Source organism: Gammaproteobacteria bacterium (assembly GCA_016195665.1).
Taxonomy (GTDB): domain Bacteria; phylum Pseudomonadota; class Gammaproteobacteria; order SURF-13; family SURF-13; genus JACPZD01.
The window spans coordinates 1-25733 of record JACPZD010000027.1 but is presented as its reverse complement, the minus strand read 5'-3'; the positions used below and the strand labels follow the sequence as shown (position 1 = coordinate 25733).

25 protein-coding genes are annotated in these 25733 nt (G+C 58.1%); 21 read left to right on the top strand and 4 right to left on the bottom strand.

Going from position 1 to position 25733, the window contains the following annotated elements; genetic code table 11:
- Nucleotides 1–82 precede the first annotated feature (82 nt).
- The 6 genes from HY028_07615 (at nucleotide 83) to HY028_07590 (ending at nucleotide 8269) form a co-directional block, all read left to right on the top strand.
- On the top strand, nucleotides 83–1006 hold the full coding sequence (locus HY028_07615; protein ID MBI3344701.1) for a phosphoribulokinase: 924 nt from the start codon (nucleotides 83–85) through the stop codon (nucleotides 1004–1006).
- A gap of 81 nt (nucleotides 1007–1087) precedes the next feature.
- A complete protein-coding gene (gene tkt, locus HY028_07610; protein MBI3344700.1) occupies nucleotides 1088–3085 on the top strand; it encodes a transketolase in 1998 nt (665 codons plus the stop codon).
- Between the two features lie 146 nt (nucleotides 3086–3231).
- Nucleotides 3232–4242, top strand: a complete 1011-nt coding sequence (gene gap, locus HY028_07605) for a type I glyceraldehyde-3-phosphate dehydrogenase (protein ID MBI3344699.1) — start codon at nucleotides 3232–3234, stop codon at nucleotides 4240–4242.
- 101 nt (nucleotides 4243–4343) lie between these two features.
- Nucleotides 4344–5531 carry a phosphoglycerate kinase gene (locus tag HY028_07600; GenBank protein ID MBI3344698.1) on the top strand — a complete coding sequence of 396 codons (1188 nt, stop codon included), beginning with the start codon at nucleotides 4344–4346 and terminating at the stop codon, nucleotides 5529–5531.
- Between the two features lie 110 nt (nucleotides 5532–5641).
- Nucleotides 5642–7102 carry a pyruvate kinase gene (gene pyk, locus HY028_07595; GenBank protein MBI3344697.1) on the top strand — a complete coding sequence of 487 codons (1461 nt, stop codon included), beginning with the start codon at nucleotides 5642–5644 and terminating at the stop codon, nucleotides 7100–7102.
- Nucleotides 7103–7165: 63 nt separating this feature from the next.
- Nucleotides 7166–8269, top strand: coding sequence for a fructose-bisphosphate aldolase class II (locus tag HY028_07590; protein MBI3344696.1), 1104 nt, complete (start codon nucleotides 7166–7168; stop codon nucleotides 8267–8269).
- 92 nt (nucleotides 8270–8361) lie between these two features.
- Here HY028_07590 and HY028_07585 read toward each other — a convergent pair whose 3' ends face one another.
- Nucleotides 8362–9462 (bottom strand): c-type cytochrome, encoded by a 1101-nt coding sequence (locus HY028_07585; protein ID MBI3344695.1) that lies wholly within the window; start codon nucleotides 9460–9462, stop codon nucleotides 8362–8364.
- 90 nt (nucleotides 9463–9552) lie between these two features.
- Nucleotides 9553–10881, bottom strand: coding sequence for a thioredoxin domain-containing protein (locus HY028_07580; protein MBI3344694.1), 1329 nt, complete (start codon nucleotides 10879–10881; stop codon nucleotides 9553–9555).
- A 228-nt stretch (nucleotides 10882–11109) separates the two neighbouring features.
- On the opposite strand from HY028_07580, the gene HY028_07575 reads away from it, so the two are divergent.
- Nucleotides 11110–11502: a hypothetical protein gene (locus tag HY028_07575; GenBank protein MBI3344693.1), complete on the top strand. Its 393-nt coding sequence runs from the start codon at nucleotides 11110–11112 to the stop codon at nucleotides 11500–11502.
- Between the two features lie 95 nt (nucleotides 11503–11597).
- Here the strand turns inward: HY028_07575 and HY028_07570 are convergent, their stop codons facing one another.
- Entirely contained in the window at nucleotides 11598–12920 is a 1323-nt protein-coding gene (locus HY028_07570; protein ID MBI3344692.1) for a hypothetical protein, read from the bottom strand.
- Nucleotides 12921–13137: 217 nt separating this feature from the next.
- Between HY028_07570 and HY028_07565 the strand changes: the two genes are divergently transcribed.
- The 9 genes from HY028_07565 (at nucleotide 13138) to HY028_07525 (ending at nucleotide 19802) form a co-directional block, all read left to right on the top strand.
- Nucleotides 13138–13557, top strand: a complete 420-nt coding sequence (locus tag HY028_07565) for a rubrerythrin (protein ID MBI3344691.1) — start codon at nucleotides 13138–13140, stop codon at nucleotides 13555–13557.
- Between the two features lie 163 nt (nucleotides 13558–13720).
- Nucleotides 13721–15058 (top strand): Fe-S oxidoreductase, encoded by a 1338-nt coding sequence (locus HY028_07560; protein MBI3344690.1) that lies wholly within the window; start codon nucleotides 13721–13723, stop codon nucleotides 15056–15058.
- A gap of 10 nt (nucleotides 15059–15068) precedes the next feature.
- The gene (locus HY028_07555; GenBank protein ID MBI3344689.1) at nucleotides 15069–15368 is read left to right on the top strand and encodes a ferritin; all 300 of its coding nucleotides are present in this window, start codon (nucleotides 15069–15071) and stop codon (nucleotides 15366–15368) included.
- Between the two features lie 52 nt (nucleotides 15369–15420).
- A complete protein-coding gene (locus HY028_07550) occupies nucleotides 15421–16005 on the top strand; it encodes a DUF3501 family protein (GenBank protein MBI3344688.1) in 585 nt (194 codons plus the stop codon).
- Nucleotides 16006–16014: 9 nt separating this feature from the next.
- Nucleotides 16015–16548 carry a CNP1-like family protein gene (locus tag HY028_07545; protein MBI3344687.1) on the top strand — a complete coding sequence of 178 codons (534 nt, stop codon included), beginning with the start codon at nucleotides 16015–16017 and terminating at the stop codon, nucleotides 16546–16548.
- Nucleotide 16549: 1 nt separating this feature from the next.
- Nucleotides 16550–18436 carry a DNA topoisomerase IV subunit B gene (gene parE, locus HY028_07540; protein ID MBI3344686.1) on the top strand — a complete coding sequence of 629 codons (1887 nt, stop codon included), beginning with the start codon at nucleotides 16550–16552 and terminating at the stop codon, nucleotides 18434–18436.
- A 66-nt stretch (nucleotides 18437–18502) separates the two neighbouring features.
- Nucleotides 18503–18742: a type II toxin-antitoxin system prevent-host-death family antitoxin gene (locus HY028_07535; protein ID MBI3344685.1), complete on the top strand. Its 240-nt coding sequence runs from the start codon at nucleotides 18503–18505 to the stop codon at nucleotides 18740–18742.
- On the top strand, nucleotides 18729–19124 hold the full coding sequence (locus HY028_07530) for a type II toxin-antitoxin system VapC family toxin (GenBank protein MBI3344684.1): 396 nt from the start codon (nucleotides 18729–18731) through the stop codon (nucleotides 19122–19124). Before HY028_07535 ends, HY028_07530 begins: the two co-directional genes overlap by 14 nt.
- A gap of 162 nt (nucleotides 19125–19286) precedes the next feature.
- The gene (locus HY028_07525) at nucleotides 19287–19802 is read left to right on the top strand and encodes a transposase (protein ID MBI3344683.1); all 516 of its coding nucleotides are present in this window, start codon (nucleotides 19287–19289) and stop codon (nucleotides 19800–19802) included.
- A gap of 324 nt (nucleotides 19803–20126) precedes the next feature.
- Here HY028_07525 and HY028_07520 read toward each other — a convergent pair whose 3' ends face one another.
- Nucleotides 20127–20453 carry a DUF3579 domain-containing protein gene (locus HY028_07520; protein ID MBI3344682.1) on the bottom strand — a complete coding sequence of 109 codons (327 nt, stop codon included), beginning with the start codon at nucleotides 20451–20453 and terminating at the stop codon, nucleotides 20127–20129.
- Between the two features lie 262 nt (nucleotides 20454–20715).
- Here HY028_07520 and HY028_07515 point away from each other — a divergent pair, with 262 nt between their 5' ends.
- The 5 genes from HY028_07515 (at nucleotide 20716) to HY028_07495 (ending at nucleotide 25663) form a co-directional block, all read left to right on the top strand.
- Nucleotides 20716–22191: a flagellin gene (locus HY028_07515; protein MBI3344681.1), complete on the top strand. Its 1476-nt coding sequence runs from the start codon at nucleotides 20716–20718 to the stop codon at nucleotides 22189–22191.
- A 95-nt stretch (nucleotides 22192–22286) separates the two neighbouring features.
- Nucleotides 22287–22643 (top strand): flagellar protein FlaG, encoded by a 357-nt coding sequence (locus HY028_07510; protein ID MBI3344680.1) that lies wholly within the window; start codon nucleotides 22287–22289, stop codon nucleotides 22641–22643.
- Between the two features lie 103 nt (nucleotides 22644–22746).
- Nucleotides 22747–24807 (top strand): flagellar filament capping protein FliD, encoded by a 2061-nt coding sequence (gene fliD, locus HY028_07505; protein MBI3344679.1) that lies wholly within the window; start codon nucleotides 22747–22749, stop codon nucleotides 24805–24807.
- A gap of 50 nt (nucleotides 24808–24857) precedes the next feature.
- A complete protein-coding gene (gene fliS, locus HY028_07500; protein ID MBI3344678.1) occupies nucleotides 24858–25292 on the top strand; it encodes a flagellar export chaperone FliS in 435 nt (144 codons plus the stop codon).
- Nucleotides 25289–25663 (top strand): flagellar protein FliT, encoded by a 375-nt coding sequence (locus tag HY028_07495; GenBank protein ID MBI3344677.1) that lies wholly within the window; start codon nucleotides 25289–25291, stop codon nucleotides 25661–25663. Before fliS ends, HY028_07495 begins: the two co-directional genes overlap by 4 nt.
- Nucleotides 25664–25733 lie beyond the last annotated feature (70 nt).

Genomic DNA, 25733 nt, shown 5'->3' with positions numbered 1-25733 from the left:
TGATTTCCTGCCGCAAACGGGCTACGGGCAGGTACGCTCGCAGGGGTGATACCCCACGAATTATTATTTATAGGGCAGTGAGATGAAAAAACCTATCGTACTGGGCATTGTCGGCGATTCCGCCGCCGGTAAAACCACTATTACCAAGGGTATCGCGCAGGTATTAGGGGAGGATCGTGTCACCACGATCTGCACCGATGATTACCATAAATATAACCGTGTAGACCGGGCGCGCCTCGGCATGACCGCGCTGCATCCCGATTGCAATTACCTGGACGTCATTGAGCAGCACCTCAAGCTGCTCAAGGACGGCCAGCCTATCCTCAAGCCGCATTACAATCACTCGACCGGCGACTTCGATCCGCCCAACTATGTGGAGGCCAAGGAATTCATCATCGTCGAGGGCCTGTTGGGCTACTACACCAAGGCCATGCGCGATTGCTACGACGTGAAGCTTTATCTCGCCCCGCCGGAGGAGCTGCGCTTCCAGTGGAAGATGAAGCGCGACACCAGCAAGCGCGGACATACCGCGGAGGCGGTGCGCAAGGAGATGAAGATGCGTGAGCCCGACTCCGAGGCCTTTATCCGTCCGCAGCGCAAATGGGCCGACATGGTCATCTGTTTTTATCCGCCTCCGGAACATAAGGAAGAAACCGGCGGTCATCTGAATGTCTCCATCATATTGCGCCCCACACTCCCCACGCACCCGGATCTATCCCAGGTGCTGGAGGAGGGCGGCAACGGTCTCAAGCTGGTGCTGGACAGGGACATGGATCTGCCGGTGGACCGGCTTGAGATCTCCGGGGCGATCACCGACGCCAAGGCCAAACAACTGGAAGATTTACTGTGGAGCTACATCCCCGGCGAGCACCATCATCTGCGCAACGACGACATCGGCGCCATCACCGGCACCACCGGCGAGACGCTGAAGTCGCACCCGCTGGCGTTGTCTCAACTGCTCATCGCTTACCATATGCTGACCGCAGCCTCCGGCGTCGTGAAGTAAGCGGCGCTGTGCAGGCAAATGGTGCGGTATCAGCCGCCGGAGTTCCGGGAAGAATTTTATTTTGATCTTTAGGAGAAATACATGCCGTCCCGTAGAGAGTTAGCCAACGCCATCCGTGTGCTCAGCATGGACGCGGTGGAGAAGGCCAAGTCCGGCCATCCCGGCATGCCCATGGGCATGGCCGACATCGCGGAAGTGTTGTGGAACGATTTTTTAAGGCACAACCCGGCCAATCCCAAATGGCCGGACCGCGACCGTTTTATTTTGTCCAATGGCCACGGCTCGATGCTGCACTACTCGCTGCTGCATCTCTCCGGCTACGACCTGCCCATGGACGAGATAAAGCGTTTCCGGCAATTGCACTCCAAGACGCCAGGCCATCCTGAATACGGCTACGCGCCCGGCATCGAGACCACCACCGGGCCGCTCGGCCAAGGCATCACCAACGCGGTTGGCATGGCGCTCGCCGAAAAGGTACTGGCCGGCCAGTTTAATCAGGACGGCCACCCCATCATAGACCACTACACCTATGTATTCCTGGGCGACGGTTGTTTGATGGAAGGCATCTCGCACGAGGCCTGCTCGCTTGCGGGCACCTGGGGGCTGGGCAAGCTGATTGCCTTTTACGACGACAATGGCATCTCGATAGACGGTCACGTCGAGGGCTGGTTCACCGATGACACGCCCAAGCGCTTCGAGGCCTACGGCTGGCACGTGGCGCCCGGCGTGGACGGGCACAATCCCGATGCGGTGAAAAAGGCCATCATGGAAGCGCGCTCGGTGAACGACAAACCGTCGCTGATCTGCTGTAAGACCGTGATAGGCTTCGGCGCGCCCAATCTGTGCGGGAGCCACGACTGCCACGGCGCGGCGCTCGGCGAGAAGGAAGTCGCCGCCACGCGTGAAAATCTCGGCTGGAAACATGAGCCGTTTGTGATGCCCGACGAGTATTATCAGGGCTTTGATGCGCGCGCCAAGGGCGCGAAGGCCGAGACCGAGTGGAATCAGCGCTTCGCCGCTTATAAGAAGGCATTTCCGGAATTGGCTGCAGAACTGGAGCGCCGACTAAAGGGCGAACTGCCCGCCGACTGGGCTGCGAAGGCGCAGGAGTTTATCGCCGCCGTGAACGCAAAGGCAGAGACCGTCGCCTCGCGCAAGGCCTCGCAGAATACGTTGAATGGCTTCGGCCCGCTGCTGCCCGAGATGATTGGCGGCTCAGCGGATCTCGCGGGCTCCAATCTGACGATTTGGAAAGGCTCCAAGGGCATCAGCAACACGGTGTCCGATGGCAATTATATTTACTACGGCGTGCGCGAATTCGGCATGTCCGCCATCATGAATGGCATTGCGCTGCACGGCGGCTTCATCCCCTACGGCGCCACCTTTTTGATCTTTTCCGAATACGCGCGCAACGCACTGCGCATGGCGGCGATCATGAAACAGCGCGTGATCTTCGTGTACACGCACGACTCAATCGGTTTGGGAGAAGACGGGCCCACTCATCAGCCTATCGAACAGCTAGCCACGCTTCGCGTGATTCCGAACATGCGCCTGTGGCGTCCGTGCGATGCGGTGGAGTCCGCGGTGGCGTGGAAGGCCGCGATTGAATACACCGGCGGCCCCAGCTCTTTGGTGTTCTCGCGCCAGAACCTCAATCACCAGCCGCGCAGCGAGGAACAGATCGCCAATATCGAACGCGGCGGCTACGTAGTGTATGAGCCGGAAGAGCCGCCCCTCATGGGCATCATCATCGCCACGGGTTCCGAGGTCGGACTCGCGGTGGATGCGGCCAAGCAACTTTATGAGCGCAGCATCAAAATCCGCGTGGTTTCCATGCCCTGCACGCAGGTGTTCGATGCGCAGGACCAGGCCTACCGTGAATCGGTGTTGCCGAAGCACCTCACCGCGCGCGTGGCAGTAGAGGCCGGTGTGACGGATTGCTGGATCAAATACGTGGGTCTCGACGGCAAGGTCATCGGCATCAACACCTTCGGCGAGTCAGCTCCGGCGCCGGACCTGTTCAAGCACTTCGGCTTCACCGTCGAGAACGTGGTGAGCGCGATCGAGGATCTGCTCTAGCGGCAGATACAAGAGAAAAGGGAAAAACGGAAGAGTATTCATCATCTGTACACAGTACCTACTTTCTCTTGTATCTTTGCTCTTTTCTCTCGCCTGACAGGGCCACGCTGCTAACGATTTCAATTTAATATTTTGGAGAGAAACAAATGGCAATCAAAGTAGCAATCAACGGCTACGGCCGCATTGGGCGCAACGTGTTGCGAGCGGTGTATGAAGGTAATCGCAACAAGGAGATTCAAATCGTCGCTGTGAACGACCTAGGCAATGCCGAGACCAACGCGCACCTCACGCAGTACGACACGGTGCACGGAAAATTCCCCGGCGAAGTAAAAGTCGAAGGCGATTTTATGATCGTCAATGGTGACCGCATCCGCGTATGCGCGGAGCGCGATCCCTCCAAGCTGCCCTGGGGCGAGCTGGGCGTGGACGTGGTGCACGAGTGCACCGGCATCTTCACCACCAAAGAGAAGGCCGGCCTGCACCTCAAAGCGGGTGCAAAGAAGGTCATCATCTCCGCGCCGGGCACAGATGTGGACGCGACCATTGTGTACGGGGTGAATCACAAGACCCTGAAGGCTACGCATACCGTGATCTCCAACGGCTCCTGCACCACCAACTGCCTGGCGCCGCTGGTGGCGCCGTTGCATAAAAAAATCGGTCTCGTGCATGGCCTGATGACCACGGTGCACAGCTACACCAACGATCAGGTGCTGACTGACGTGTATCACTCGGACCTGCGCCGCGCGCGCTCCGCGACCATGTCGCAAATCCCCACCAAGACCGGCGCCGCCGCCGCCATCGGCCTGGTGCTGCCAGAGCTCGCAGGCAAGCTCGACGGCTTCGCGGTGCGTGTGCCGACCATCAATGTGTCGCTGGTGGACTTGACCTTCGTCGCCGCGCGCGAGACCAGCGTGAATGAGATCAACGCCATCATGAAAGAGGCGGCCAACGGCGAACTGAAGGGTGTGTTGAATTACAACGACAAGCCGCTGGTGTCCGTGGATTTCAATCATGACCCGGCCTCCAGCACCTACGATTCCACGCTGACCAAGGTTGTCGAAGGTAAACTGGTCAAGGTGCTCGCATGGTATGACAACGAATGGGGTTTCTCCAATCGGATGCTGGACGTTACGGTGGCGTTGGTGAACGCCAAATGAGTGAGGAGTGAGGAGTGAGGGGTGAAGAGTGAGGGGAAACAGTTTTTTACGCCTCACGCCCCACCCCTTACGCCTCGCTGTTACTCGCTAGGAAAACAATCATGTCAGTCATCAAACTAGAAGATTTAAGAAACCTCGAAGGCAAACGGGTGCTGATTCGCGCCGATCTCAACGTGCCGATCAAAAACGGCCAGATCACTGACGAGACGCGCATCTACGCCACGGTGCCGACCATCGAGTACCTCATCAACGTGGGCGCCAAGGTGATGGTGATGTCACACCTCGGCCGGCCGGAAGAAGGTGTGAACGATGAAAAATACTCGCTGGCCCCTATCGCGGAGAGCCTTTCCGAACACCTCGGCAAGAAGGTGCGCCTGGTGAAGGATTGGCTCAACGGCATAGAGATCGCCAACGGCGAGGCGGTGTTGTGCGAAAACGTGCGCTTCAACGTGGGCGAAGAGGCCAATGACGACGCCTTGGCTAAAAAGATGGCGGCCCTTTGTGACGTGTTCGTCATGGATGCTTTCGGTACGGCGCACCGCGCGCAGGCCTCCACGCACGGCGTGGCGAAGTATGCCCCCATCGCCTGTGCGGGGCCCTTGCTCTCCAGTGAATTAAAGGCGCTCAATGTGGCGCTCAAGGAACCCAAACGGCCAATGGTGGCCATCGTCGGGGGTTCCAAGGTGTCCACCAAGCTCACGATCCTGGAGTCGTTATCCAAGATTGTGGATCAGTTGATCGTCGGCGGCGGCATCGCCAACACCTTTATCGCCGCGGCGGGTTACAATGTCGGCAAGTCGTTGTACGAGCCCGACTTGGTCCCCGAGGCCAAGCGGCTCTCCGAACAGGCCAAGGCGCGCGGCGCGGAGATCCCCGTGCCGACGGACGTGGTGTGCGGCAAGGAGTTTTCCGAAGCGGCCAAGGCGACGCTGAAAGACGTCAGTAAAGTGGAATCCGACGACATGATTTTCGACATCGGTCCGAAGACCTCGGCGCGTCTTGCCGAGATCTTGAAAGGCGCAGGCACCATCGTCTGGAATGGGCCGGTGGGCGTGTTCGAATTCGACCAGTTTGCCGCGGGCACCGAGGCCCTGGCTAAGGCCATCGCCGCCAGCCCGGCGTTTTCGCTGGCCGGCGGGGGCGACACCCTGGCGGCCATTTCGAAGTACGGCATTGACACCAAGCTGTCCTATATCTCCACCGGCGGCGGCGCATTCCTGGAATTTCTGGAAGGCAAGAAACTGCCGGCGGTTGCGATATTGGAGGAACGGGCGAAACAACGTGAATAAGATAAAAGGGAAAAGGGAAAAGAGAAAAGCGGAAAAAAAAGCCCTGAACCTGCGGCAATTACGGAGTTGTTACTTCTCTCTTTACCCTTGTATCTTTTCTCTGTAGTTGTATGACACGACGAACCAAAATTGTAGCCACCCTCGGCCCGTCCACCAACGACCCCCACGTCCTGGACAAGATGATAGAGGCCGGGCTGGATGTCGTGCGTCTCAATTTTTCCCACGGCAGTCCCGATGAACATAAGGCCCGGGTGGAAATGGTCAACGCCCGGGCACGGGCCTACGGCCGTCCCATCGGAATCCTGGCGGATTTACAGGGACCCAAGATCCGCATTGATCGCTTCAAGGACGGCAAGGTCACTCTCGAAGAAGGTCAGCGGTTTATCCTCGATGCCAACTTCGATCCCCTGGGCGGTAACCGGGAGCGCGTGGGCATCACCTATAAAGATCTCCCCAATGATGTCAAACGGGCCGATACGCTGTTGCTGGACGACGGCCGCATCGTGCTGTGGGTGGACGAGGTCGGGCCCGCCGAGATAGTGACCCGTGTGGTGGTGGGCGGCGAACTCTCCAACAATAAAGGCATCAACCGCCAAGGCGGCGGCCTGTCGGCTAAGGCCCTCACCGACAAGGATCGTGCCGATATCAAACTCGCCGCGGCCTTGCAGGCCGATTATCTGGCCGTCTCGTTCCCGCGCAGCGCCACCGACATCCACGAGGCGCGCGCGCTGCTGCGCGCCGCGGGCGGACACGGCGGCATCGTCGCCAAGATCGAACGCGCCGAGGCGATTGACGCCCTGGAAGAGATCATCGAGGCCTGCGACGTGGTGATGATCGCGCGCGGCGATCTCGGCGTGGAGATCGGTGACGCGGCCCTGCCGCCGGTGCAGAAGCACATCATCAAGCTGGCACGCACCATGAACCGGGTCGCCATCACCGCGACGCAGATGATGGAATCCATGATTGAGAATCAGATACCGACCCGCGCCGAGGTGTTCGACGTCGCCAATGCGGTGCTGGACGGCACCGACGCCGTCATGCTGTCCGCCGAGACGGCTTCCGGGAAATATCCCGCCAAGGCCGTGGCGGCGATGGACCGCATCTGCCGCGAGGCGGAAAAGCAGCCGATCGCCCAGGTCTCGGACCACCGCATCCACACCCATTTCGAACGCATAGACGAAGCCATCGCCATGGCGACCATGTACACCGCCAACCATCTGGGTGTGAAGGCCATCGTGGCGTTGACCGAGTCCGGCTCCACCCCGCTGTGGATGTCGCGCATCAGCTCCGGCATCCCGATCTTTGCCTTGACGAAGCACCCCGAGACGGGTAGAAAGGTGACTCTGTATCGAGGCGTTTATCCGGTCAGCTTTGACGTCAACAGCACCAATCACGCCCAGGTCAACAAGGAAGCCATAGACGAGTTGCTGCGCCGCGCCGCGCTCCACGACGGTGACCTCGCCATCATCACCAAGGGCGACCTAATGGGTGTCCACGGCGGCACCAACGCCATGAAAATCGTCTGTGTCGGGAGAATGGCGGAGCCGATAATGGATAAAATTGACTTATAGCCCCGTATTTTGTTGAGTATAATCTGTAAAATGAACACCTGATTTTAGTCAAGGAGACACACCATGCCCTTAATTTCCATGCGTCAATTATTGGATCACGCCGCCGAACACGGCTACGGCGTGCCCGCCTACAACGTCAATAACATGGAGCAGATGCACTCCATCATGCAGGCCGCCGATGCGGTGAACTCACCCGTCATCATGCAGGCCTCCGCCGGCGCGCGTTCCTATGCCGGCGAGCCGTTCCTGCGTCATTTAATGTGGGCGGCGGCGGAGATGTACCCGCACATCCCCATCGTCATGCACCAGGACCATGGCGCCTCACCCGGGGTATGCATACGCTCCATCCAGAGCGGCTTCACCTCGGTGATGATGGACGGCTCACTCAAAGAAGACATGAAGACCCCGGCCTCCTACGAATACAACGCCGAGGTCACGCGCAAGGTGGTGGAAATCGCCCACGCCTGCGGCGTGTCGGTAGAAGGCGAGCTGGGTTGTCTGGGCTCGCTGGAAAGCGGCAAGATGGGTGAGGAAGACGGTCACGGTTCCGACGAGACGCTCGATCACTCCATGCTGCTTACCGACCCCGAAGAGGCCGCGCAGTTTGTCGCCGACACCAAGGTGGACAGCCTCGCCATCGCCATCGGCACCAGCCACGGTGCATACAAATTCACCCGTCCGCCCACCGGCGACATCCTCGCCATCCAGCGCATCAAGGATATCCACGCCCGCATCCCCGACACGCATCTCGTGATGCACGGTTCATCTTCCGTGCCGCAAGACTGGCTGGAAATCATCAACAAATACGGCGGCGAGATCCGCGAGACCTACGGCGTGCCGGTGGAGGAGATTCAGCAGGGCATCAAACACGGCGTGCGCAAGGTCAACATTGACACTGACCTGCGCCTGGCCGCCACCGGGGCGATGCGCAAGGCGATGGCTGAAGACCCCTCCGAATTCGATCCGCGCAAATTCTTCAAGGCCGCCACCAAGGCCATGATGGAAATCTGCAAGCTGCGCTACGAAGCCTTCGGCTGCGCCGGCCAGGCCGCCAAGATCAAACCCATCAACATGGAAACGATGGTCAAGAGATACGCCAAGGGCGAGCTGGATCCGCGCGTCACTGCAGGCGCGTCCCGCGCCAAGGCCGCAGTCGGCGGACGTTAATTTAATATTGTAGGTTGTAGGGCCGAATTTATTCGGCCAAACAAAAAGCCCTGTGGAGTTTTTTCCACGGGGCTTTTTTATGGCTTGCTGAGTTACTGAGGCAGTGTAGGGCTGGTGAGCGATTTCATAAACGCCACCAGATCGGTCTTTTCCTGCGGAGTCAGGTTCAATGGCTTGAACAACGGGTCGAGGCGCGGATTCTTTTCGTTGCCTTTGTTATAAAGTTCCACCACTTCTTCGAGCGTCGCAATACTGCCATCGTGCATATAGGGCGCGGTCAGGGCGACGTTGCGTAGCGTGGGCGTCTTGAACTGGCCGATGGCCTTGCTGTCGAGATCGGTGGGGGTGATGGTCACCAGCACCCGGCCCAACTGGGAAAAGTCCGAACCCTTGAGCACCGATTCATCCAGACTTTGGCCTTTGGCTGCCGCGACACGGAAGGCGTTGACGATCTCAAACATGCGCGGCTCCACTTTACTGAAGTTCACGCCCAGGTTGTGGAATTTGTTGTTGGTAAACAACGAGTATTTATCGCCAATAACATGACAGGTAGAACAACGGCCCTTGCCTTTATAGATCTCCAATCCGCGCACCGCCTCAGGCGAGAGGGCGGTTTTGTCTCCGGCATACATATAGCGGTCAAAGGGTGAGTCACCGCTCACCAGGGTGCGCTCATAGCTGGCGATGGCCATGGTGACATGATTGATGGTGATTTTGCCGGGCTCCGCCCCGAACACGGCCTTAAACTGGCCGGGGTAGGCGGCATCCTTGCGGACGATGTCGAGCAGGGCGTTGTGATCTTTCAGGCCATGCTCAATCGAATTGACGAACGGGTCCTGGGCCTGCGCCTCCAAAGTGGGGCGGCGGCCATCCCAAAACATAGAGGTGAAATAGGCGGCGTTAATCAGGGTGGGTGCGTTGCGGGTACCCTTGCTGCGATTGATGCCCTCGGACACGCTCATCCCATCGGTGAAGCCCTTGCCCGGATTGTGGCAGTTCGAGCAACTGACCGTGCCGTCACCGCTCAAACGTTTGTCTTCGAACAAGGCCTTGCCGAGGGCGATCTTTTCGGGCGTAGACGGATTGTCTGCAGAGATCGGCACCGGCGGAAGGCCTAACAGGTTATCACCAAGGCTTACGCCCATCCAACTCACGGTAATCAGCAAAAGCAGCGACCTAAGACTCTTTTTCATAATGTATATATATCCTCAAGCCAATTTAAGACTAAGACACAGCCCAACAGGCGGCCTAGCCACCGGTATTTACTGGCATTTGAAAGGCAATTATTGTGCCACTGCGCGGCTGGGGGCGGGTAGTAACAGGAAGGCCGGATCGTCGTCGCGCCCTTTGGCCATGATGACGCCGAGAATGAAAGCCGGCACCGCGGTGCCCTTGCGGCCATTTATGACCACCAGGGGGGTGCCTTCGAGTTGGTATTTTTCCGCCAGATCGATATCTTCGTTCAAGGTTTTGGCGGTCTCGGGTGACGCTACGCAACTCTCCAGGGCCTTGCGCCGTTCCGGGTCTTTCGTGGTGATTTCCCAGATCCGTTCCTTGGTGAGATTGGCCTGTTCCTTAAACATCGTTGCGCGCACATGGCTGAATTCCGGCGAGCCCATGAGGCAAATCTCCAGCTTGGCGGCCAGGCAACTGACCCCGCCACCTGAGCGGCCGACTTTCGGATTGCAGTCGCTGTCGAGCGGGAAGTGCCGGGTTTCCTGGCTCCAGGAGCCGGGCGGGGTGATGTTGCGTAGCTCGGTCAGCGCCTCTTCAAGGTTCTTGCAGTGCGGGCAGCGGATGTCGGTCCACTCGATCATGTGCACGGGCGCGTTGAGCGTACCGAAGGTGATCCGCTTGGGGTCGGGCGGGGTGGAAATAAATGGCGACGTGCGGTAGACCTCCAGCGAATTACTGGCAGCCTGTTGCACGGCGACCGGCAGCGAATTGAGAAACTCCTCCAGCGGGCTGGCAGGGGTCTTGGACTGCTTCACATTGGCTACGTCGGAGAGCCTGGCGGTAATGAGATTTTCACGGGGGGTGTGCAGCCCCGGGTAGATCAGGATGGCGAGCGCGGCCACCAGCAGTCCGCCGCTCAGCAACGCTGACTGGAACCAGTCAGCCCCGCGCGCCTTGATCGGTACAAAGACCAGATAGGCCGTCACCCACACCAGGAGATAAAACAGCAGGCAGGTCGGGCAGAAGACCTTGAGGTAGGCGCTGTAGGCCAGCAACAAGAGCGAGATCAGCGTACCGGCGCCGACCACCAGCCGCAGCGCCCATACCGCATCATTGGTGGGCTGCCCGCGCCTTGATTGCAGCCACGTCCAGACAGACAAGGCCAGCACGACCAGACTCCAGGCGAGTCCCCAGCCCGCGATAGGGATGCCGGTGGACTCATGGATGAATCCGGAGAGTTTGGAGTTCCATACGCCCGTGCAATCGAGGCTGGCGCTGAACGAGCAGAGCGGCGCCGCGCCGCCGCTGCGTATTTGCACCAACTCTATCCATTGATAGAGCGTGAGCAGACAGGCCAGCACGGCGACGCCTATTAAAATGAGCGTGGTGGAGGTCCTGGCTTGGGGGTTGGTTGCCGAGGCTGGGATACTGACCATAGTGTGAGTTTCCGATCGAATGCAAGCCCATCCACTTTAACAGAGTTGTGCTGAATTCGACAAGGCTGTAGGGTGAGGCGTTGCAAACAAGTGAGGCGTGAGGAGTTAGGCGTAAGGCGTAAGGCGGGTGTACGACACCTCACTCCTCACTCCTCACCCCTCACCCCTCACCCCTCACAAGTTTCAAACCCCCTAGCCCCTAGCCCCTAGCCCCTGTAGCATGGCGGCATGATTGCCGCTACCGTGCTGGCCGCCTTCCTTACCTACCTGGTGATGCTGGCGGCGTTTGTCTGGGCCAAACGGCGCACCGTGCACATACCGGTCATGGTAGCGATCATGCTGTTCGATATCGCCATGCCGGTCTACCTTTATATGAGCAAGGACTGGCACCGCCGGCTGATCGTCGAGGGAGAGCTTACGTCTTTCCTGCTGTGGACGCATTTTTTGCTGCTGCTCTCGCTCTATATGCTCTACGTCATGCAGATTCAGGCGGGGCGGCGGTTATTGCGCGGCGATGAAACGGCCCGCGAAGACCACCGCGGCCAGGGCAAGGCGATCCTCTGGGTGCGCGCCTTCGTAATTATCACCGGGGCCTTGCTGGTAGAGGTGAAACCTCATTAGAAAAAGGTGAGGCGTGAGGAGTTAGGCGTGAGGCGTAAAAAAAGCGTAGGGGTGTACGACTCCTCACCCCTCACCCCTTACACGTTTCAAGCCCCTCACGCCTCACTGTTTTCTAGCCCCACGGCCAGCTCCTTGAGCCTACCATAAGACGGATCGTGCGGGCTGGCTTCGTTAAGATACGCCGCCAGGGCGCGCTGCAGGTGAGTAAGGTGCCAGCGTAACTCCTTCTGCAGCAGTTCGATCTCGCTAAGGAAGACTATTTCATCGGCCTGTGGTTCCAGCGGCAAGCTATCTAACCAGTTGATGATCTCATCATTCACGAGCCCCGACGAGGTTATCAGGGTGTAGGTCTGGAGGGCGACCTTGCCGAGCTTTCTCGCGGTGGACCCCGTCCACGCGTGTAGGTCATTCAATTCTTTCGCAACGGGAAGGGCGCGACGCATGGTGTTGCCCTGCGCGATGAGTTGAGCAAGCAGGTTGGCCTGGTTACCGAGTGGATTTATAGAGGTGCGCTCCAGGCCCGATTTACGCAAGATTGAACAGATCGCGTCATGGACGTTACGCTCATAGGCATGGCTGTTCATTAACAAAAAAGGCTGGGTGTCACGTAGATTACGTCCGGTGTCTTTGAAATTTTTGAGGCGGATGGCGCACAGCGTGTCGACCAGGTTAACGACCCGCCCGAGCAGACCGAGCGCCGGCCCTTCCTTGCCGGTCGGATAGCCGGAGCCGTCCAGGGCCTCATGGTGCTCCAGCACCGCTCGGCCGATTTCGGGATCCATCCCAGCCGTGTCATCCAGAATAATTTGTCCTACCACCGTGTGGCTCTGCATGGCGCGCCACTCCTGGGGACTAAACTCGCGTCCTTGCTCGATGAGTACGGGCGGGAGGTGGAGGAAGCCTGTGTCACGGGTGAGGGCGGCGATGCCCGCCTTTCTGATCTCCGCCGGGTGCAGACCGAGCTCTCTCGCCAGGAGCACCGCCAGCCAGCCCCCGAACAACGCCTGTTCCAGGAGCGTGGGCCGTTGCAAGGCCATCACCGTGAGCTTCTGGAGTAGGGTGGGGCTGAGTGGTTTCTCAAATAACACGGCGAGATCATCGTCCGCCCCGAGGCTGCGCTGGACAGTTGCCAGATCCTCATGCTGTTCCAGGAATTTCTGCAGCTGCTGGTTCAGACCATCGGTGGTTAAGCCACCTTCGATTTGGAGCTGGTGTTCTACGGGTTTGGACGATTTATGCTGAGTAAGGCGCCTGGCGGTGGCATAATCAATCCGTGCCCCCTGCCGCACCAGCAGCGCCCCGCTGGTATTGTAGATGTCTTGGATGGCCACCACATCACGATCTTTATTGATGGTGGCAAGGTGGTCCAGATAATGTTCATCGGAGCCTGCGCTGTCCGTTTTGTTTTCGTTTAACATTCGCTTGCAGGACTGATCGTGGATAAGTAGGCTAAAAGAGTGGGTGTCAATAATACCAAGTTCATCTCCTTGCATGCATCTATTAGGCGTATAACCCGAGATGCTTGACACTTCCTGGCGGGGGCTTGTAAGATAGTAAACAGATTTAGACAAAGTCTAAATTTTGGATCTTAATATTAAAGTCATGATTTAACCATTAAAGATGAGGAATTTACCTATGGAACTTAAAGGAAGCAAAACCCACGAAAATCTGAAATACGCCTTTGCTGGCGAGTCCCAGGCCAACCGCCGTTATCTGTATTTCGCCGCCAAGGCCGATGTGGAAGGCTACAACGATGTCTCGGCGGTATTCCGCTCGACGGCCGAAGGCGAGACGGGCCACGCGCACGGTCACCTGGAGTACATGGAGGCCTGCGGCGATCCGGCCACTGATCTACCTATCGGCGCCACGGCGGACAATCTGAAGGCCGCGATCGCCGGTGAGACCCACGAGTACACCGACATGTACCCCGGCATGGCCAAGGCCGCGCGCCAGGAAGGCTTTAACGAAATCGCCGACTGGTTCGAGACGCTGGCCAAGGCCGAGCGCTCCCACGCCAACCGTTTCCAGAAGGCGCTGGATACGTTAGGCAAGTAAGTTAAAGGCAGATACAAGTTGCAAGTCACAAGTAAAAACGGGGCCGTTTTGTACGGCCCCGTATTTGTTTAAAGGTAGTTACAAAAGAAAGATGTCAGGGACAAGACTAGGGTAATAGTTTGTAACTTGTATCTTTTCTCTTGTATCTTTTCTCTGAGGTTATATGGAAGATCAACGCGAAGGCAGTCTGGAGGCGCCCATCCGGCACCCGCTGGATTGGAAAAATCCGGAGTTCTACAACGAGGCGTCGCTGCTCCAGGAGTTGGAGCGGGTGTTCGACATCTGCCACGGTTGCCGGCGCTGTTTTAATCTGTGTAATTCCTTTCCCGTCCTGTTTGACGCCATTGACGAGTCTCCCACACTGGAATTGGACGGGGTGGACAAGAAGGTGTATTGGGAGGTGGTGGATAACTGCTATCTCTGCGATATGTGCTACATGACCAAATGTCCCTATGTGCCGCCGCACCCCTGGAACGTGGACTTTCCGCATCTCATGTTGCGCGGCAAGTCGGTCAAGTTTAAGAAGGGCGAGGTCAGGACGCGCGACAAGATCCTCACCAGCACCGACGCCGTCGGTAAACTCGCCGGCATACCGGTAGTAGTGCAAGCGGTGAACGCCGCGAACAAAAACAAGGCTGCGCGCAAAATTTTAGACAAGACATTAGGCGTGCATCCCGACGCCTTTATTCCCGAATACCACAGCGATACGCTGCGTAAACGTGAGGCGCCGCGCACGGCTTCGAAGCCTGTCAGCGCACGGCCCTCATCCGCTACCCGCGGAAAGGCGGCGTTGTTCGCCACCTGTTACGGCAATTACAACGAGCCGCAACTGGGTCAGGACCTCATTGCGATTTTTGAGCACAATGGCATCCCGGTGCGGCTCGCCGAAAAGGAGCAATGCTGCGGCATGCCCAAGCTTGAACTCGGTGATCTCGAAGCGGTCGCGCGCGCCAAGGAGGCCAACATCCCGGTGCTGGCCAAGCTGGTGGACGAAGGCTGGGACATCGTCGCGCCCGTCCCGTCCTGCGTGTTGATGTTCAAGCAGGAGTTGCCCCTGATGTTTCCCGACGACCCGGAAGTCGCCAAGGTGCGCGATGCGGTCTTCGATCCGTTTGAATACCTGATGCTGCGCCACAAGGACGGGATGCTCAATAAGAACTTCAAGCGCCCGCTCGGCAAGGTGAGCTACCATGTCGCCTGCCATCTGCGGGTGCAGAACATCGGTCTGAAAACCCGCGAGGCGCTGGAACTGGTGCCCGATACCCAAGTCGAACCGATCGAGCGCTGCTCAGGGCACAACGGCGCCTATGCGGTGAAACGCGAATATCACGAAATTGCGATGAAGATCGGCAGCCCCGTCATGGACCGCATCGCCAAGGCCGCACCGGATTTTTACACCAGCGACTGCCCAATAGCGGGCCATCATCTGGAAGAAGGGATGCACAGCGGCAAGCCGCCGACGCATCCGTTGACGCTGCTGCGCATTGCCTACGGGATCTGAAGGAGAAAAAATGTCCAACGAAGGCTATCACGAAGCAATAACTGAGCTCAGCGACTCGACGCGCGACATGCATCGCGCCATTGTCTCGTTGATGGAAGAGCTGGAGGCCGTGGACTGGTACAACCAGCGGGTGGATGTCTGTAAGGATAAAGAATTGGGCGCCGTCCTCGCGCACAACCGTGACGAAGAAAAGGAGCATGCGGCGATGGTGCTGGAGTGGATCCGGCGCCACGATCCGAAGTTTGATAAACAGTTACGGGATTATTTGTTTACGGATAAACCGTTAGTGGATTTAGAGAAGCATAAGTAGGGCCGAATTCATTCGGCCGGTCTCCTGACAATCCGACAACCTAAGGGTAACGATGGAAAAACTATCTCCCGACAAACTCTACTCGCTGGAACACTACGCCCGCATCCGCAATGACTTCCGCGCCAAGGTCATGGAGCATAAGAAGAACCGTCAGGTGCAGATAGGCCCGCACGCCCGTTTGTACTTTGAGGACCGGCTGACCATGCAGTATCAGGTGCAGGAGATGCTGCGCGCCGAGCGCATCTTCGAACCGGAAGGCATTGCCGAGGAGCTGGATGCCTACAATCCGCTGATTCCTGACGGCGGCAATTGGAAGGCGACCTTCATGCTTGAGTATGATGACATCGGCGAACGCCGCTCGGCCTTGGCCAAGATGATAAGGCTCGAAGACCGGGTGTGGGTCAAGGTGGCTGGGTTTGACCACGTGTGGGCGATCGCCGATGAAGATCTCGCGCGCTCGAATGAAGAGAAGACCTCCTCCGTGCATTTTTTGCGGTTTCAGCTCAGCCCCGAGATGGCCGCGGCGGTCAAGGCGGGAGCGGCTATTGGAGTGGGCATAGAGCATGAGGCGTATTGCCATCAGGTGGACCCTATTCCTGACGGGGTGCGCGATTCCCTGGCTCTAGACCTCGATTAGCCGGCGAGCATGGTGAAGCAAACACTCTGTCTAATAGTATTCGGCGCACTCAGTCTGACCAGGCCGTTGTTTGCGGCCCCCGAGATTGAGTTTGATGAGCCCGCGCCCTGGAAGGAGAGTCAGCAGGCGCTACCGTCTTACCCTCAAGACGCTGATCTGCTGGAGTTCAAGGTCGATGGGCCGGGTTCCGCTTTCGAATATCGCATAGATTCAAAATCCCTGCTGTTGGCCGGCGATAGCGTGGTGCACTATACGGTAGTACTGACCAGCCGCACCGGTACTACCAATGTGTTGCGCGAGGGGCTACGCTGCGCCACCAATCAATACAAGACCTATGGCTACGGGACGCCGGAGCTGACGTTGGCGGCGCTGGAGCGATCCGAGTGGCGCAAGATCGAGAGCCAGGGTCCCGCCCGTTTTCGCAGAGATCTGTTGAACTATTATCTATGCGACAGCCTGCGTATCCCGCTGCAACCGGTTCAGATCCTCAAGCGTTTGCAACATCCTCCCGATTTTTCATCCACGCCCAATCCCGGGTTTTAGGATGGCCACGGTCTACGACGCCTCTGCCATAGAGGTACTGACCGGCTTGGACCCGGTGCGGCGCCGGCCTGGGATGTATACCGACACCACGCGCCCCAATCACCTCGCCCAGGAGGTGGTGGACAACAGCGTGGACGAGGCCATCGCGGGCCATGCCAAACACATCGAGGTCACGCTGCACCAGGACGGCTCGCTGGAGGTGCGCGACGATGGCCGCGGCATGCCGGTGGACATCCACCCCGAAGAAAAGGTCACCGGCGTCGAGCTGATCCTTACCCGGCTGCACGCCGGCGGCAAATTCTCCCAGAAGAATTACCAGTTTTCGGGCGGCCTGCATGGGGTGGGTGTGTCGGTGGTGAACGCGCTCTCCAAAAAACTGGAAGTGTGGGTGCGGCGCGGGGGGAAGGAATATCACATGTCCTTCGCCTCGGGGGAAAAGACCTCGAAGTTGAAGGAAGTGGGTGTGGTAGGAAAACACAACACCGGTACCACGGTACGTTTTTGGCCCGATCCGGAATTTTTTGATTCGCCGAAATTTTCGGTGTCGCGGCTCAAGCATGTATTGCGCGCCAAGGCGGTGTTGTGCCCCGGCTTGCGTGTCAGCTTTACCGATGAGGCGAACGGCGAACAAGAGGAATGGTGTTATCAAGACGGGTTGAAGGCCTATCTGAATGAAGCGCTGCAAGGCGCCGAGACCATCCCCGAAGAGCCGTTCGTCGGCAGCCTCCAAGGCAATAGCGAGGCGGCCGACTGGGCGGTGGCGTGGCTACCCGAGGGCGGCGAGGTGATTGCCGAAAGTTATGTCAATCTGATTCCCACCCCACTCGGCGGCACCCATGTCAACGGCCTGCGCAGCGGGCTGACCGAAGCGGTGCGCGAATTCTGCGAGTTTCGCAACCTGTTGCCGCGCGGCGTCAAACTCATCTCCGAGGATGTCTGGGACAAGTGCTGCTACATCCTCTCGGTCAAGCTGCTGGAACCGCAATTCTCCGGCCAGACCAAGGAGCGCCTGTCCTCGCGCGAGTGCGCGGTGTTTGTGGCCGGCGTCACCAAGGACGCCTTCAGCCTGTGGCTCAACCAGCACATCGAGGCCGGTGAGCGTCTGGCCATGCTCGCCATCAACAATGCTCAAGGCCGTTTGCGCGCCGCGAAGAGTGTGGCGCGCAAGAAGGTCACCAGCGGTCCGGCGCTGCCCGGCAAGCTGGCCGACTGCACCCTGCAAGATCCGGCGCGCACCGAGCTGTTCCTGGTGGAGGGCGACTCGGCGGGCGGCTCGGCCAAGCAGGCGCGTGATCGCGTATTCCAGGCCATCATGCCGCTGCGGGGCAAGATCCTGAACACCTGGGAGGTGGAATCGGCCGAGGTGCTGGCCTCGCAGGAGGTGCATGACATCGCCGTGGCGATTGGCGTGGACCCCGGTTCCGGCGATATTGATGGGCTGCGCTACGGCAAGATCTGCATCCTCGCCGATGCCGACTCCGACGGCGCGCACATCGCCACCCTGTTGTGCGCCCTGTTCATGCGCCACTTCGCGCCGCTGGTGGCGAACGGCCATGTCCACGTGGCGATGCCGCCGCTCTACCGCATTGATGTCGGTAAAGAAATTTTCTACGCCCTGGACGAATCCGAGAAACGCGGCGTGCTGGATCGCATCGCCGCTGAAAACATCAAGGGCAAGATCAGCGTGCAGCGCTTCAAGGGGCTGGGCGAGATGAATCCGCAGCAGTTGCGCGAGACCACCATCGCCCCCGATACCCGGCGGCTTATTCAGCTCACCATCGAGACCGGCGACGAGACCCGAAATCTCCTGGACATGCTGCTCGCCAAAAAACGCGCCGCCGACCGCAAGACCTGGCTGGAAAAGAAGGGGGATTTGGCGGAGGTGTAGGGCCAGCTTGACAAGCCGTTTCGCTATATGTACATTATCAATGTACATATAGCGAGCAGGTGTAACATGAGCAAAATTAACGTAACCGAGCTTAGGGCGCATCTACCCGACTTTTTATCCAAGGTGAGCGCGGGTGAAGAATTATTGGTTACCTCGCACGGGCGAGTTATCGCACGCATCGTTCCCCCGATAGAGACTAAAGCGGTAGCGTTACAGCAATTAAGAGCGCTGCGCAAGAAGTGCAGGGTGGGTGACGTGACCTCGCCTATCAATGCCCCGTGGCAGGTACTGGATGATAGTCTTTGATACCTGCGCAATCATTTACGATGCGCTGGAACCGAAAAGGCTGAGCCCGGCAGCGCGCCGGGCCATTGCTCAAGGCGAACAACAGAAGCAACTCGTTTGCAGCGATATTTCCCTATGGGAGATCGCCATGCTGATCTCTAAAAAACGCCTGGACCCGGGAACCGACTATCTCAGTTTTATCAAGACGGTGTTGGCCGCCAGAGCCATTCAAGTAAAAGAGATTGCCCCTGAAATCGCAGATCTGGCTGTATCGTTCTCATCTTCCCTTAATAACGATCCGGCGGACCGGATTATTGTCGCAACTGCGATACACCTAAACGCTGCGCTGGTGACGTGTGACAATAATTTAACCGGCGCCGGTTTGGTCAAAACGATCTGGTAAGAAGATTTGTAGGTCAGGTTGTGCGTAGCACACCCTGACGGTTTTTGGTGTCGGATGAAACGTCAGGTAGCCTGCGGCAACCTGACCTACGGGAAATTCCCATCTTAGGCGCGTAGGTCAGGTTGGCGTTAGCCTACCTGACGTTCTGGGGGAACTTCATTAATGACAAATATCAGACGCTATTACCGCCCTGGTTCGATAGTGTTCATCACGTCCGTGTGTTATCAGCGTCAGCCACTGCTCAAACAAGATACTGATAAAGAATTACTTTTGTCGGTGATGCGCGAGATCAAAGCGGATAATCCTTATAAAATGGAGGCGTACGTGATTATGGATAATCATTTCCACTGGATGATAAAGCCCGGCGGCGATGGGAACTTCTCAGCAGTTATGCAATCGCTCAAGCTCGGATTTACTCATCTTTACAAGGCAGAACATGGCATCGAGGGTAATTTTGTCGCCTGGCAAAGGCGCTTTTGGGACCACGTCATTCGTGATGAGGATGATTTGAAACGGCACATGGATTATGTCCATTACAACCCGGTAAAACACGGTTGCGCGGGGTTACCTTTAGATTACCCTTGGTCGTCATTCCGGGCGTATGTCGCCAAGGAGTATTATGCCGAGAATTGGGGAGAGGCCGAACCCGCAGAAATTAAGCGGATGGATTTTGAGTGAGGGTCCTGGTAGGTCACGTTGCGAAGCTACGGACGGAGCTACGAAACTACGTACCCTGACGGTTTGGCGAATGAAGGGGTTTGTAGGTCAGGTTGGCGTTAGCCTACCTGACGGCTTGTCAGGCAGCTTCGCAGCCTGACCTACGGTAGTTTTTGAATTTGTAGGTCAGGTTGTGCGTAGCATTACCTGACGGTTTTTGGTTGTGGATGGGTTAGTCAGGTAGCCTTCGGCAACCTGACCTACGGGAAGTGCTCATGCATGGGTTTGTAGGTCAGGTTGGCGTTAGCCTGCCTGACGGCTTGTCAGGCAGCTTCGCAGCCTGACCTACGAGAGGGTGCCGCGCCGTTCGGTGGGTACCAGGGCGGACTGGCTGCGGCGGTCGTCCTGGACGCGCAGTTGATTGTCGGCGGCGAACTTGAGGATGAACTGGTAGGCTTTTGGGTTTTCGTCCTGTAGCGACTTCTTCACCACCAGGCAATTCGCGCCCTGGATCAGGCACGGGTGTACGTGATCGGAGTAGTGCAGCCGGTGGTCGCGGCCGTAGGTGGCCAGTTGACTGGAGATGCGTTCCACCCAATCGCTGGGGCGGAATACCCGGCCGTCTTCCCTCACGCTTTCCACGATCAATGTATCTTTTTGTTCCGTATACATAAAAATAACCTCTAACACAGTCTCTCTATAGACGTAGCATAAGCCGTGCCAAGCCGAATGCCAAAAAAGTGGCAGTCACGGGCTAAAGTTTCCCTCCCCCTACCCGATAACCTTCTCGGAAACGTTATTAACTAACGTGAAAAAGGTCGGCCTAGCCGAACATTAAAGACGCTTTTATTAACTTAACTTAGTTAGCAGACGGGTCAACCAGCTTATAGCTCAACCCCAGACACTGCGCTAAGCCCAAACAGGAGAAACTCAAATGGCTCAAATTATTAATACCAATATTGCGTCGCTGAATGCTCAGCGCAACCTCAATACCTCACAAACTCAGTTGGCTACCTCTCTGCAACGCTTGTCCTCGGGCCTGCGCATTAACAGCGCACGTGACGATGCGGCGGGTCTCGCCATCAGCAGCCGGTTTACCGCGCAGATTCGCGGCCTCAACCAGGCCGCCCGTAACGCCAACGACGGCATCTCACTGGCGCAGACCGCTGAAGGCGCACTGGGCGAAATCGGCAACAACCTGCAGCGTATTCGCGAACTGGCGGTGCAGTCGGCCAACGCCACCAACAGCGCCAGCGACCGTGCTTCGCTGGATGCAGAATCGGCCCAGTTGATTGCGGAAATCACCCGCGTTTCCAGCCAGACCTCCTTCAACGGCCTTAACCTGCTGGACGGTTCCTTTACCGCTCAGAGCTTCCAGGTCGGCGCCAACGCCAACCAGACGATTTCCGTCAACTCGATTTCCGATTCGCGCTCGACCGCACTGGGCAGCAATATCCTGCAGGGGCAGGGAACCGTCATTGGCGCGGGTGGCGTAGGTGCCACCAAGGCGGCTGCGGCAGACCTTACCGGTGGCAATACCGTCGGCGCCGAAACCAACCTGACGATTACTACGACAGGCGGCGGCACCACGGCCGCCATTAGCTACGCCGCCAACTCCGATGCCGCGGCTGTCGCCGCTGCCATCAACGGCGCTGCGAGCGGCGTCGGTGTCACCGCTACTGCCTCGAACGGTGCTACATTGAGCGGTATCGCGAGTGCCGGCACCGTCAGCTTCACGCTCAACGGCAGCGCAATCTCAGTGGCAGTGGCTGATCCCACCGATCTCACTGCACTGGCGGGCGCCATCAACGGTGCGCAGGGCGCCACTGGGGTGACTGCAAGCTTCACTAGCACCTCGTCAAAAGCCAGTCTGACCCTGTCGACCACCGACGGGCGCGATATCAGCATCCTGGACTTTAACAATTCAGGTGCCACCAAGACCGCTGTCTTCTCCGGTGTAACGTTGACCGGCGGTGCCGCGACCGACTCCTCCATCAAGAGTGGCGTGGTGTCGCTTAGCAGCAGCAAAGGGTCCATCACCCTGACCAACGCCAACACGGATGTCTTCACCTCGGCGACCCAGTCCAGCGCATTTTCATCCCTGGCCAGCGTGAGCCTCACCAGCGCCGCGAATGCCCAGCTCGCCTTGGGGATAGTCGATGCGGCGCTGGGCCAGGTCAACGTCTCGCGTGGCGACCTCGGCGCGGTTCAGAACCGCTTCAGCTCGGCGGTCGCCAACCTGCAGACGACCTCGGAAAACCTGAGTGCATCGCGCAGCCGTATTCAGGATGCCGACTTCGCAGCGGAAACCGCCTCGCTCACCCGTAACCAGGTGCTGCAACAGGCCGGTGTGGCGATTCTGGCGCAGGCCAACGCCCTGCCGCAACAGGTGTTGTCACTGCTACGGTAAAGGACGAGAGGTAATCAGTATAAGCATGAAGAAAGCGTCCGGGATGACATCGTCCCGGACGTCTTTTATGCCACAGCCACACAGAGGTAACTACTATGCCCACTAATTTAACTACTGCGTCTCTGACGCAGGGGTCTGCGCCCAAACCGGCAAACGCGCCGGCGAGAGTGGAGCCGCGGCAAAGTTTGTCTGTCGAGGGGCAAAATGCGCCGGCGCCTGAGGCAGTACGCACTACAGAAATCGGCAAGGCCGTAAGCGCCATCAATAGCTATATCCAGACCTTGCGCCGCGATTTGCACTTTACCATCGATGAGGAAACGGATCGGACCATCATTAGGGTGGTTGATTCCGAGACTCAAGAGGTGATCCGTCAGATTCCGTCTGAAGAGGTGTTGGCCCTGGCGCGCAGCCTGGAGAAGAGTCAAGGTATCATCTTGCGGGCCCAGGCCTAACTAACTGGCGCGGAAATTGCCTATTTAGGCTATAGGCGGTAAGAGCGGGCTAATCCGGCCTGCATACTACGGACACTGCCTATATTCTTTAAGGTATACAACTATGGCCATCACAGCACCCGGTATCGGCTCCGGTCTCGATGTCAACAGCATCGTCAGTCAGTTGTTGGCGGTGGAGCGGTTACCCCTGACCGCACTGGACAAGAAAGAGGCGGTCTTTCAGGCCAAGATCAGTGCCTACGGCAACATTAAAGGTGCGCTGTCCTCCTTTCAGACCGCCGTGCTCGGTTTGAGCGATATATCCAGGTTTCAAACCCTCAAGGCGACCCCCGCCGATACTACCGTATACACCGCCACGGCGGGCGGCTCCGCCGTACCGGGTAATTATGCCGTGAAGGTTACCCAGTTGGCGCAGACGCACAGCCTGCGTTCGGGGGGTTTTGCCGACCTCACGAGTGCAGTCGGTTCCGGCACCTTGACCTTCCAATACGGTACCCTGGGGAGCAACCCTTTTGCGCTGAATCCGGACAAAACCGCACAGACTGTGACGATCAGTCCATCGCAAAACACCTTGAGCGGTATCCGGGACGCCGTCAACGCCGCGAATATAGGCGTGACCGCGATCATTGTTAACGACGGCAGTGCGGGAACTCCCAATAAGCTGGTGTTTACTTCCAAAGATACCGGTGTCAACAACAGCCTCAAGGTCACTGTGACCGATGACGACACGACCCATACCGACACCAGCGGCCTGTCGCAACTGGCCTATGACCCGAACGCCGTCGTCGGGAGCGGTAAAAACCTGGTGCAAACGGTGGCCGCGCAAAACGCCCTGCTTGATGTCAATGGCATCATCGGTATCAGCAAGTCGAACAATACCATTACCGATGTCATCCAGGGGGTGACGCTCAATCTGCTGAAGGAGGCGCCCACGACTACGGTGAATCTTGCGGTCGTAAAGGACACGGCCTCCGTGAAGTCCAACGTCGAGGCCTTTGTAAAGGCGTACAACGACATCAGCAAGACGCTGAAGGATTTGACCTCCTACAATGCCGCCACCAAGCAGGCCGCGCTCCTGCAAGGCGATCCGTCGGCGCTTTCCATACAAAGGCAGGTCCGCTCTATTTTGACCAATGCGCTGCAATTCTCCGGCGGTAGTCTCACCGTGCTTTCACAGATCGGGGTAAGCGTGCAAACGGACGGGAGCCTGAAGCTGGATTCGGCCAAATTACAAACGGCGATAGACAACAACTTTAACGACATCGCCGGGCTGTTTGCCGCGCTCGGCAAGCCCACCGACGCGTTGGTGAGCTATGCCGGCGCAACCGATAAGACCAAGCCCGGGAGCTATGCTGTCTCGGTAAGCGCCTTGGCTACCCAGGGCTTTAAGGCGGGTGCGGCGACGGCCGCGCTGGCGGATGGCGCTCCCGGTTCGGGAACCTTTACCACCCCATTCGTGATAGACGCCACCAACAACACCCTGGCCCTCAAGGTGGACGGCGTACAGTCGGGGACCGTCACCTTGGCGCAAGGCACGTATACGACCGCCGCCTTGCTGCTGGCGGAGATCAAATCCAGAATCAATGGCGACGGAGCCCTGAAGAATGCGGGCGTATCGGTAGCAGTGAACTTTGACAGTCCCACCGATACCTTGAAGATCGTTTCCGGCCGCTACGGTTTAGCCTCCACTGTAGAGTTTACCGCCGTGGGTACTGGAACCGCGTCCACGCTCGGATTCTCTGTAGGGGCCGGCACCGCCGGTCAGGACGTGGCCGGCACTATCAACGGTGCGGCTGCTACCGGCTCAGGCCAATTTCTGACCGGGGCCGCAGGCAATGCGGTCGAAGGCCTCAGATTACAGATTATCGGAGGCGCCGTCGGCGTTTCCCGCGGTACGGTAAATTATTCTCAAGGTTATGCTTATCAATTGGATAAATTGGCCGATAACCTACTGGCGACCTCGGGTCCCATCACCAGCCGCACGGAAGGGATCAATAAAAGCATCACGGGTATCGGTAAGCAGCGCGACGCCATCAATCAGCGGCTGGTGGGTGTGGAGCAGAGACTGCGGGCGCAATTCGCGGCCATGGATAGTTTGGTGGCCAAGCTGAAAAGCACCAGCGATTTTCTAACACGACAGTTGGCGAGCACGTCCACGCGTTAAGTGCGCGCCTAACTGAGCATGACAAACACTTGAATAAAAAGGATGAGAGCATGAGTTATAGCAGACCGAATAGCGCCTTGAATCAATATAGCGAGGTGAAAGCACGCAGCAGTGTGGCCTATGCGAGCCCGCACCGGCTGATCCAAATGCTGTTTCAGGGCGCGCTCGACAAGATCGCCAGCGCCAAGGGCCACATGCTGCGCGGCGAGTTGGCGCAGAAGGCCGGTCAGATCAGCGCGGCGATGGCCATTGTCGGCGGCCTGCGTATGAGTCTGGACAAGTCGGCGGGCGACATCGCGGAACACCTGGACAGTCTGTACGATTATCTGGAGCGGCAGTTGCTGCGGGCCAACTACGAAAATGATGCGCACCCGCTGGACGAGGTTGCAGGCTTGCTGCAAGAGATTAAAGGCGCGTGGGACGCCATCGCCGATAGCGCCGGCTCAGCGAAGACCGCCGAATTACACGTTCAGGCAGCTTCGTGAAGAACACCTATGCGATAGCGCCGGTTCAGAGTTACACTGGCCAGGCGCAGCGTTTGACCGCGCTGACCGCGTTGAACCTGGCCATGCTTACAGTAGCCGAGGCGGAACAGTGGGATAGATTGGCGGAACTGGAAGACCAGCGGGCCGGCGTGCTGGCGGAGTTGTTTGCCGATGCGTTTTACGCGCTGGACGATGCAGCGCTGATCCCCGTGCTGACCCAGACCTTCTCCATCAATCAACGCATCATGACGATGCTGGAGCAGGCCCAGCAGACTTGCCAAGCTGAGTTGGCCGGGATTAGTATTGGACGGCGGGCGCAGCAGGCCTATGGGAAAAACGCTAGTGAGGCGTTAGAAACAGGTGAGGCGTGAGGAGTTAGGCGTGAGGCGTTAGAAACAGGTGAGGCGTGAGGAGTTAGGCGTGAGGCGTTAGAAACAGGTG

Bases quoted from the DNA above. Each gene is read 5' to 3' on its own strand.
- HY028_07615 (MBI3344701.1), top strand. From the start codon at position 83: ATGAAAAAACCTATCGTACTGGGCATTGTCGGCGATTCCGCCGCCGGT.
- tkt (MBI3344700.1), top strand. From the start codon at position 1,088: ATGCCGTCCCGTAGAGAGTTAGCCAACGCCATCCGTGTGCTCAGCATG.
- gap (MBI3344699.1), top strand. From the start codon at position 3,232: ATGGCAATCAAAGTAGCAATCAACGGCTACGGCCGCATTGGGCGCAAC.
- HY028_07600 (MBI3344698.1), top strand. From the start codon at position 4,344: ATGTCAGTCATCAAACTAGAAGATTTAAGAAACCTCGAAGGCAAACGG.
- pyk (MBI3344697.1), top strand. From the start codon at position 5,642: ATGACACGACGAACCAAAATTGTAGCCACCCTCGGCCCGTCCACCAAC.
- HY028_07590 (MBI3344696.1), top strand. From the start codon at position 7,166: ATGCCCTTAATTTCCATGCGTCAATTATTGGATCACGCCGCCGAACAC.
- HY028_07585 (MBI3344695.1), bottom strand. From the start codon at position 9,462: ATGAAAAAGAGTCTTAGGTCGCTGCTTTTGCTGATTACCGTGAGTTGG.
- HY028_07580 (MBI3344694.1), bottom strand. From the start codon at position 10,881: ATGGTCAGTATCCCAGCCTCGGCAACCAACCCCCAAGCCAGGACCTCC.
- HY028_07575 (MBI3344693.1), top strand. From the start codon at position 11,110: ATGATTGCCGCTACCGTGCTGGCCGCCTTCCTTACCTACCTGGTGATG.
- HY028_07570 (MBI3344692.1), bottom strand. From the start codon at position 12,920: ATGTTAAACGAAAACAAAACGGACAGCGCAGGCTCCGATGAACATTAT.
- HY028_07565 (MBI3344691.1), top strand. From the start codon at position 13,138: ATGGAACTTAAAGGAAGCAAAACCCACGAAAATCTGAAATACGCCTTT.
- HY028_07560 (MBI3344690.1), top strand. From the start codon at position 13,721: ATGGAAGATCAACGCGAAGGCAGTCTGGAGGCGCCCATCCGGCACCCG.
- HY028_07555 (MBI3344689.1), top strand. From the start codon at position 15,069: ATGTCCAACGAAGGCTATCACGAAGCAATAACTGAGCTCAGCGACTCG.
- HY028_07550 (MBI3344688.1), top strand. From the start codon at position 15,421: ATGGAAAAACTATCTCCCGACAAACTCTACTCGCTGGAACACTACGCC.
- HY028_07545 (MBI3344687.1), top strand. From the start codon at position 16,015: ATGGTGAAGCAAACACTCTGTCTAATAGTATTCGGCGCACTCAGTCTG.
- parE (MBI3344686.1), top strand. From the start codon at position 16,550: ATGGCCACGGTCTACGACGCCTCTGCCATAGAGGTACTGACCGGCTTG.
- HY028_07535 (MBI3344685.1), top strand. From the start codon at position 18,503: ATGAGCAAAATTAACGTAACCGAGCTTAGGGCGCATCTACCCGACTTT.
- HY028_07530 (MBI3344684.1), top strand. From the start codon at position 18,729: ATGATAGTCTTTGATACCTGCGCAATCATTTACGATGCGCTGGAACCG.
- HY028_07525 (MBI3344683.1), top strand. From the start codon at position 19,287: ATGACAAATATCAGACGCTATTACCGCCCTGGTTCGATAGTGTTCATC.
- HY028_07520 (MBI3344682.1), bottom strand. From the start codon at position 20,453: ATGTATACGGAACAAAAAGATACATTGATCGTGGAAAGCGTGAGGGAA.
- HY028_07515 (MBI3344681.1), top strand. From the start codon at position 20,716: ATGGCTCAAATTATTAATACCAATATTGCGTCGCTGAATGCTCAGCGC.
- HY028_07510 (MBI3344680.1), top strand. From the start codon at position 22,287: ATGCCCACTAATTTAACTACTGCGTCTCTGACGCAGGGGTCTGCGCCC.
- fliD (MBI3344679.1), top strand. From the start codon at position 22,747: ATGGCCATCACAGCACCCGGTATCGGCTCCGGTCTCGATGTCAACAGC.
- fliS (MBI3344678.1), top strand. From the start codon at position 24,858: ATGAGTTATAGCAGACCGAATAGCGCCTTGAATCAATATAGCGAGGTG.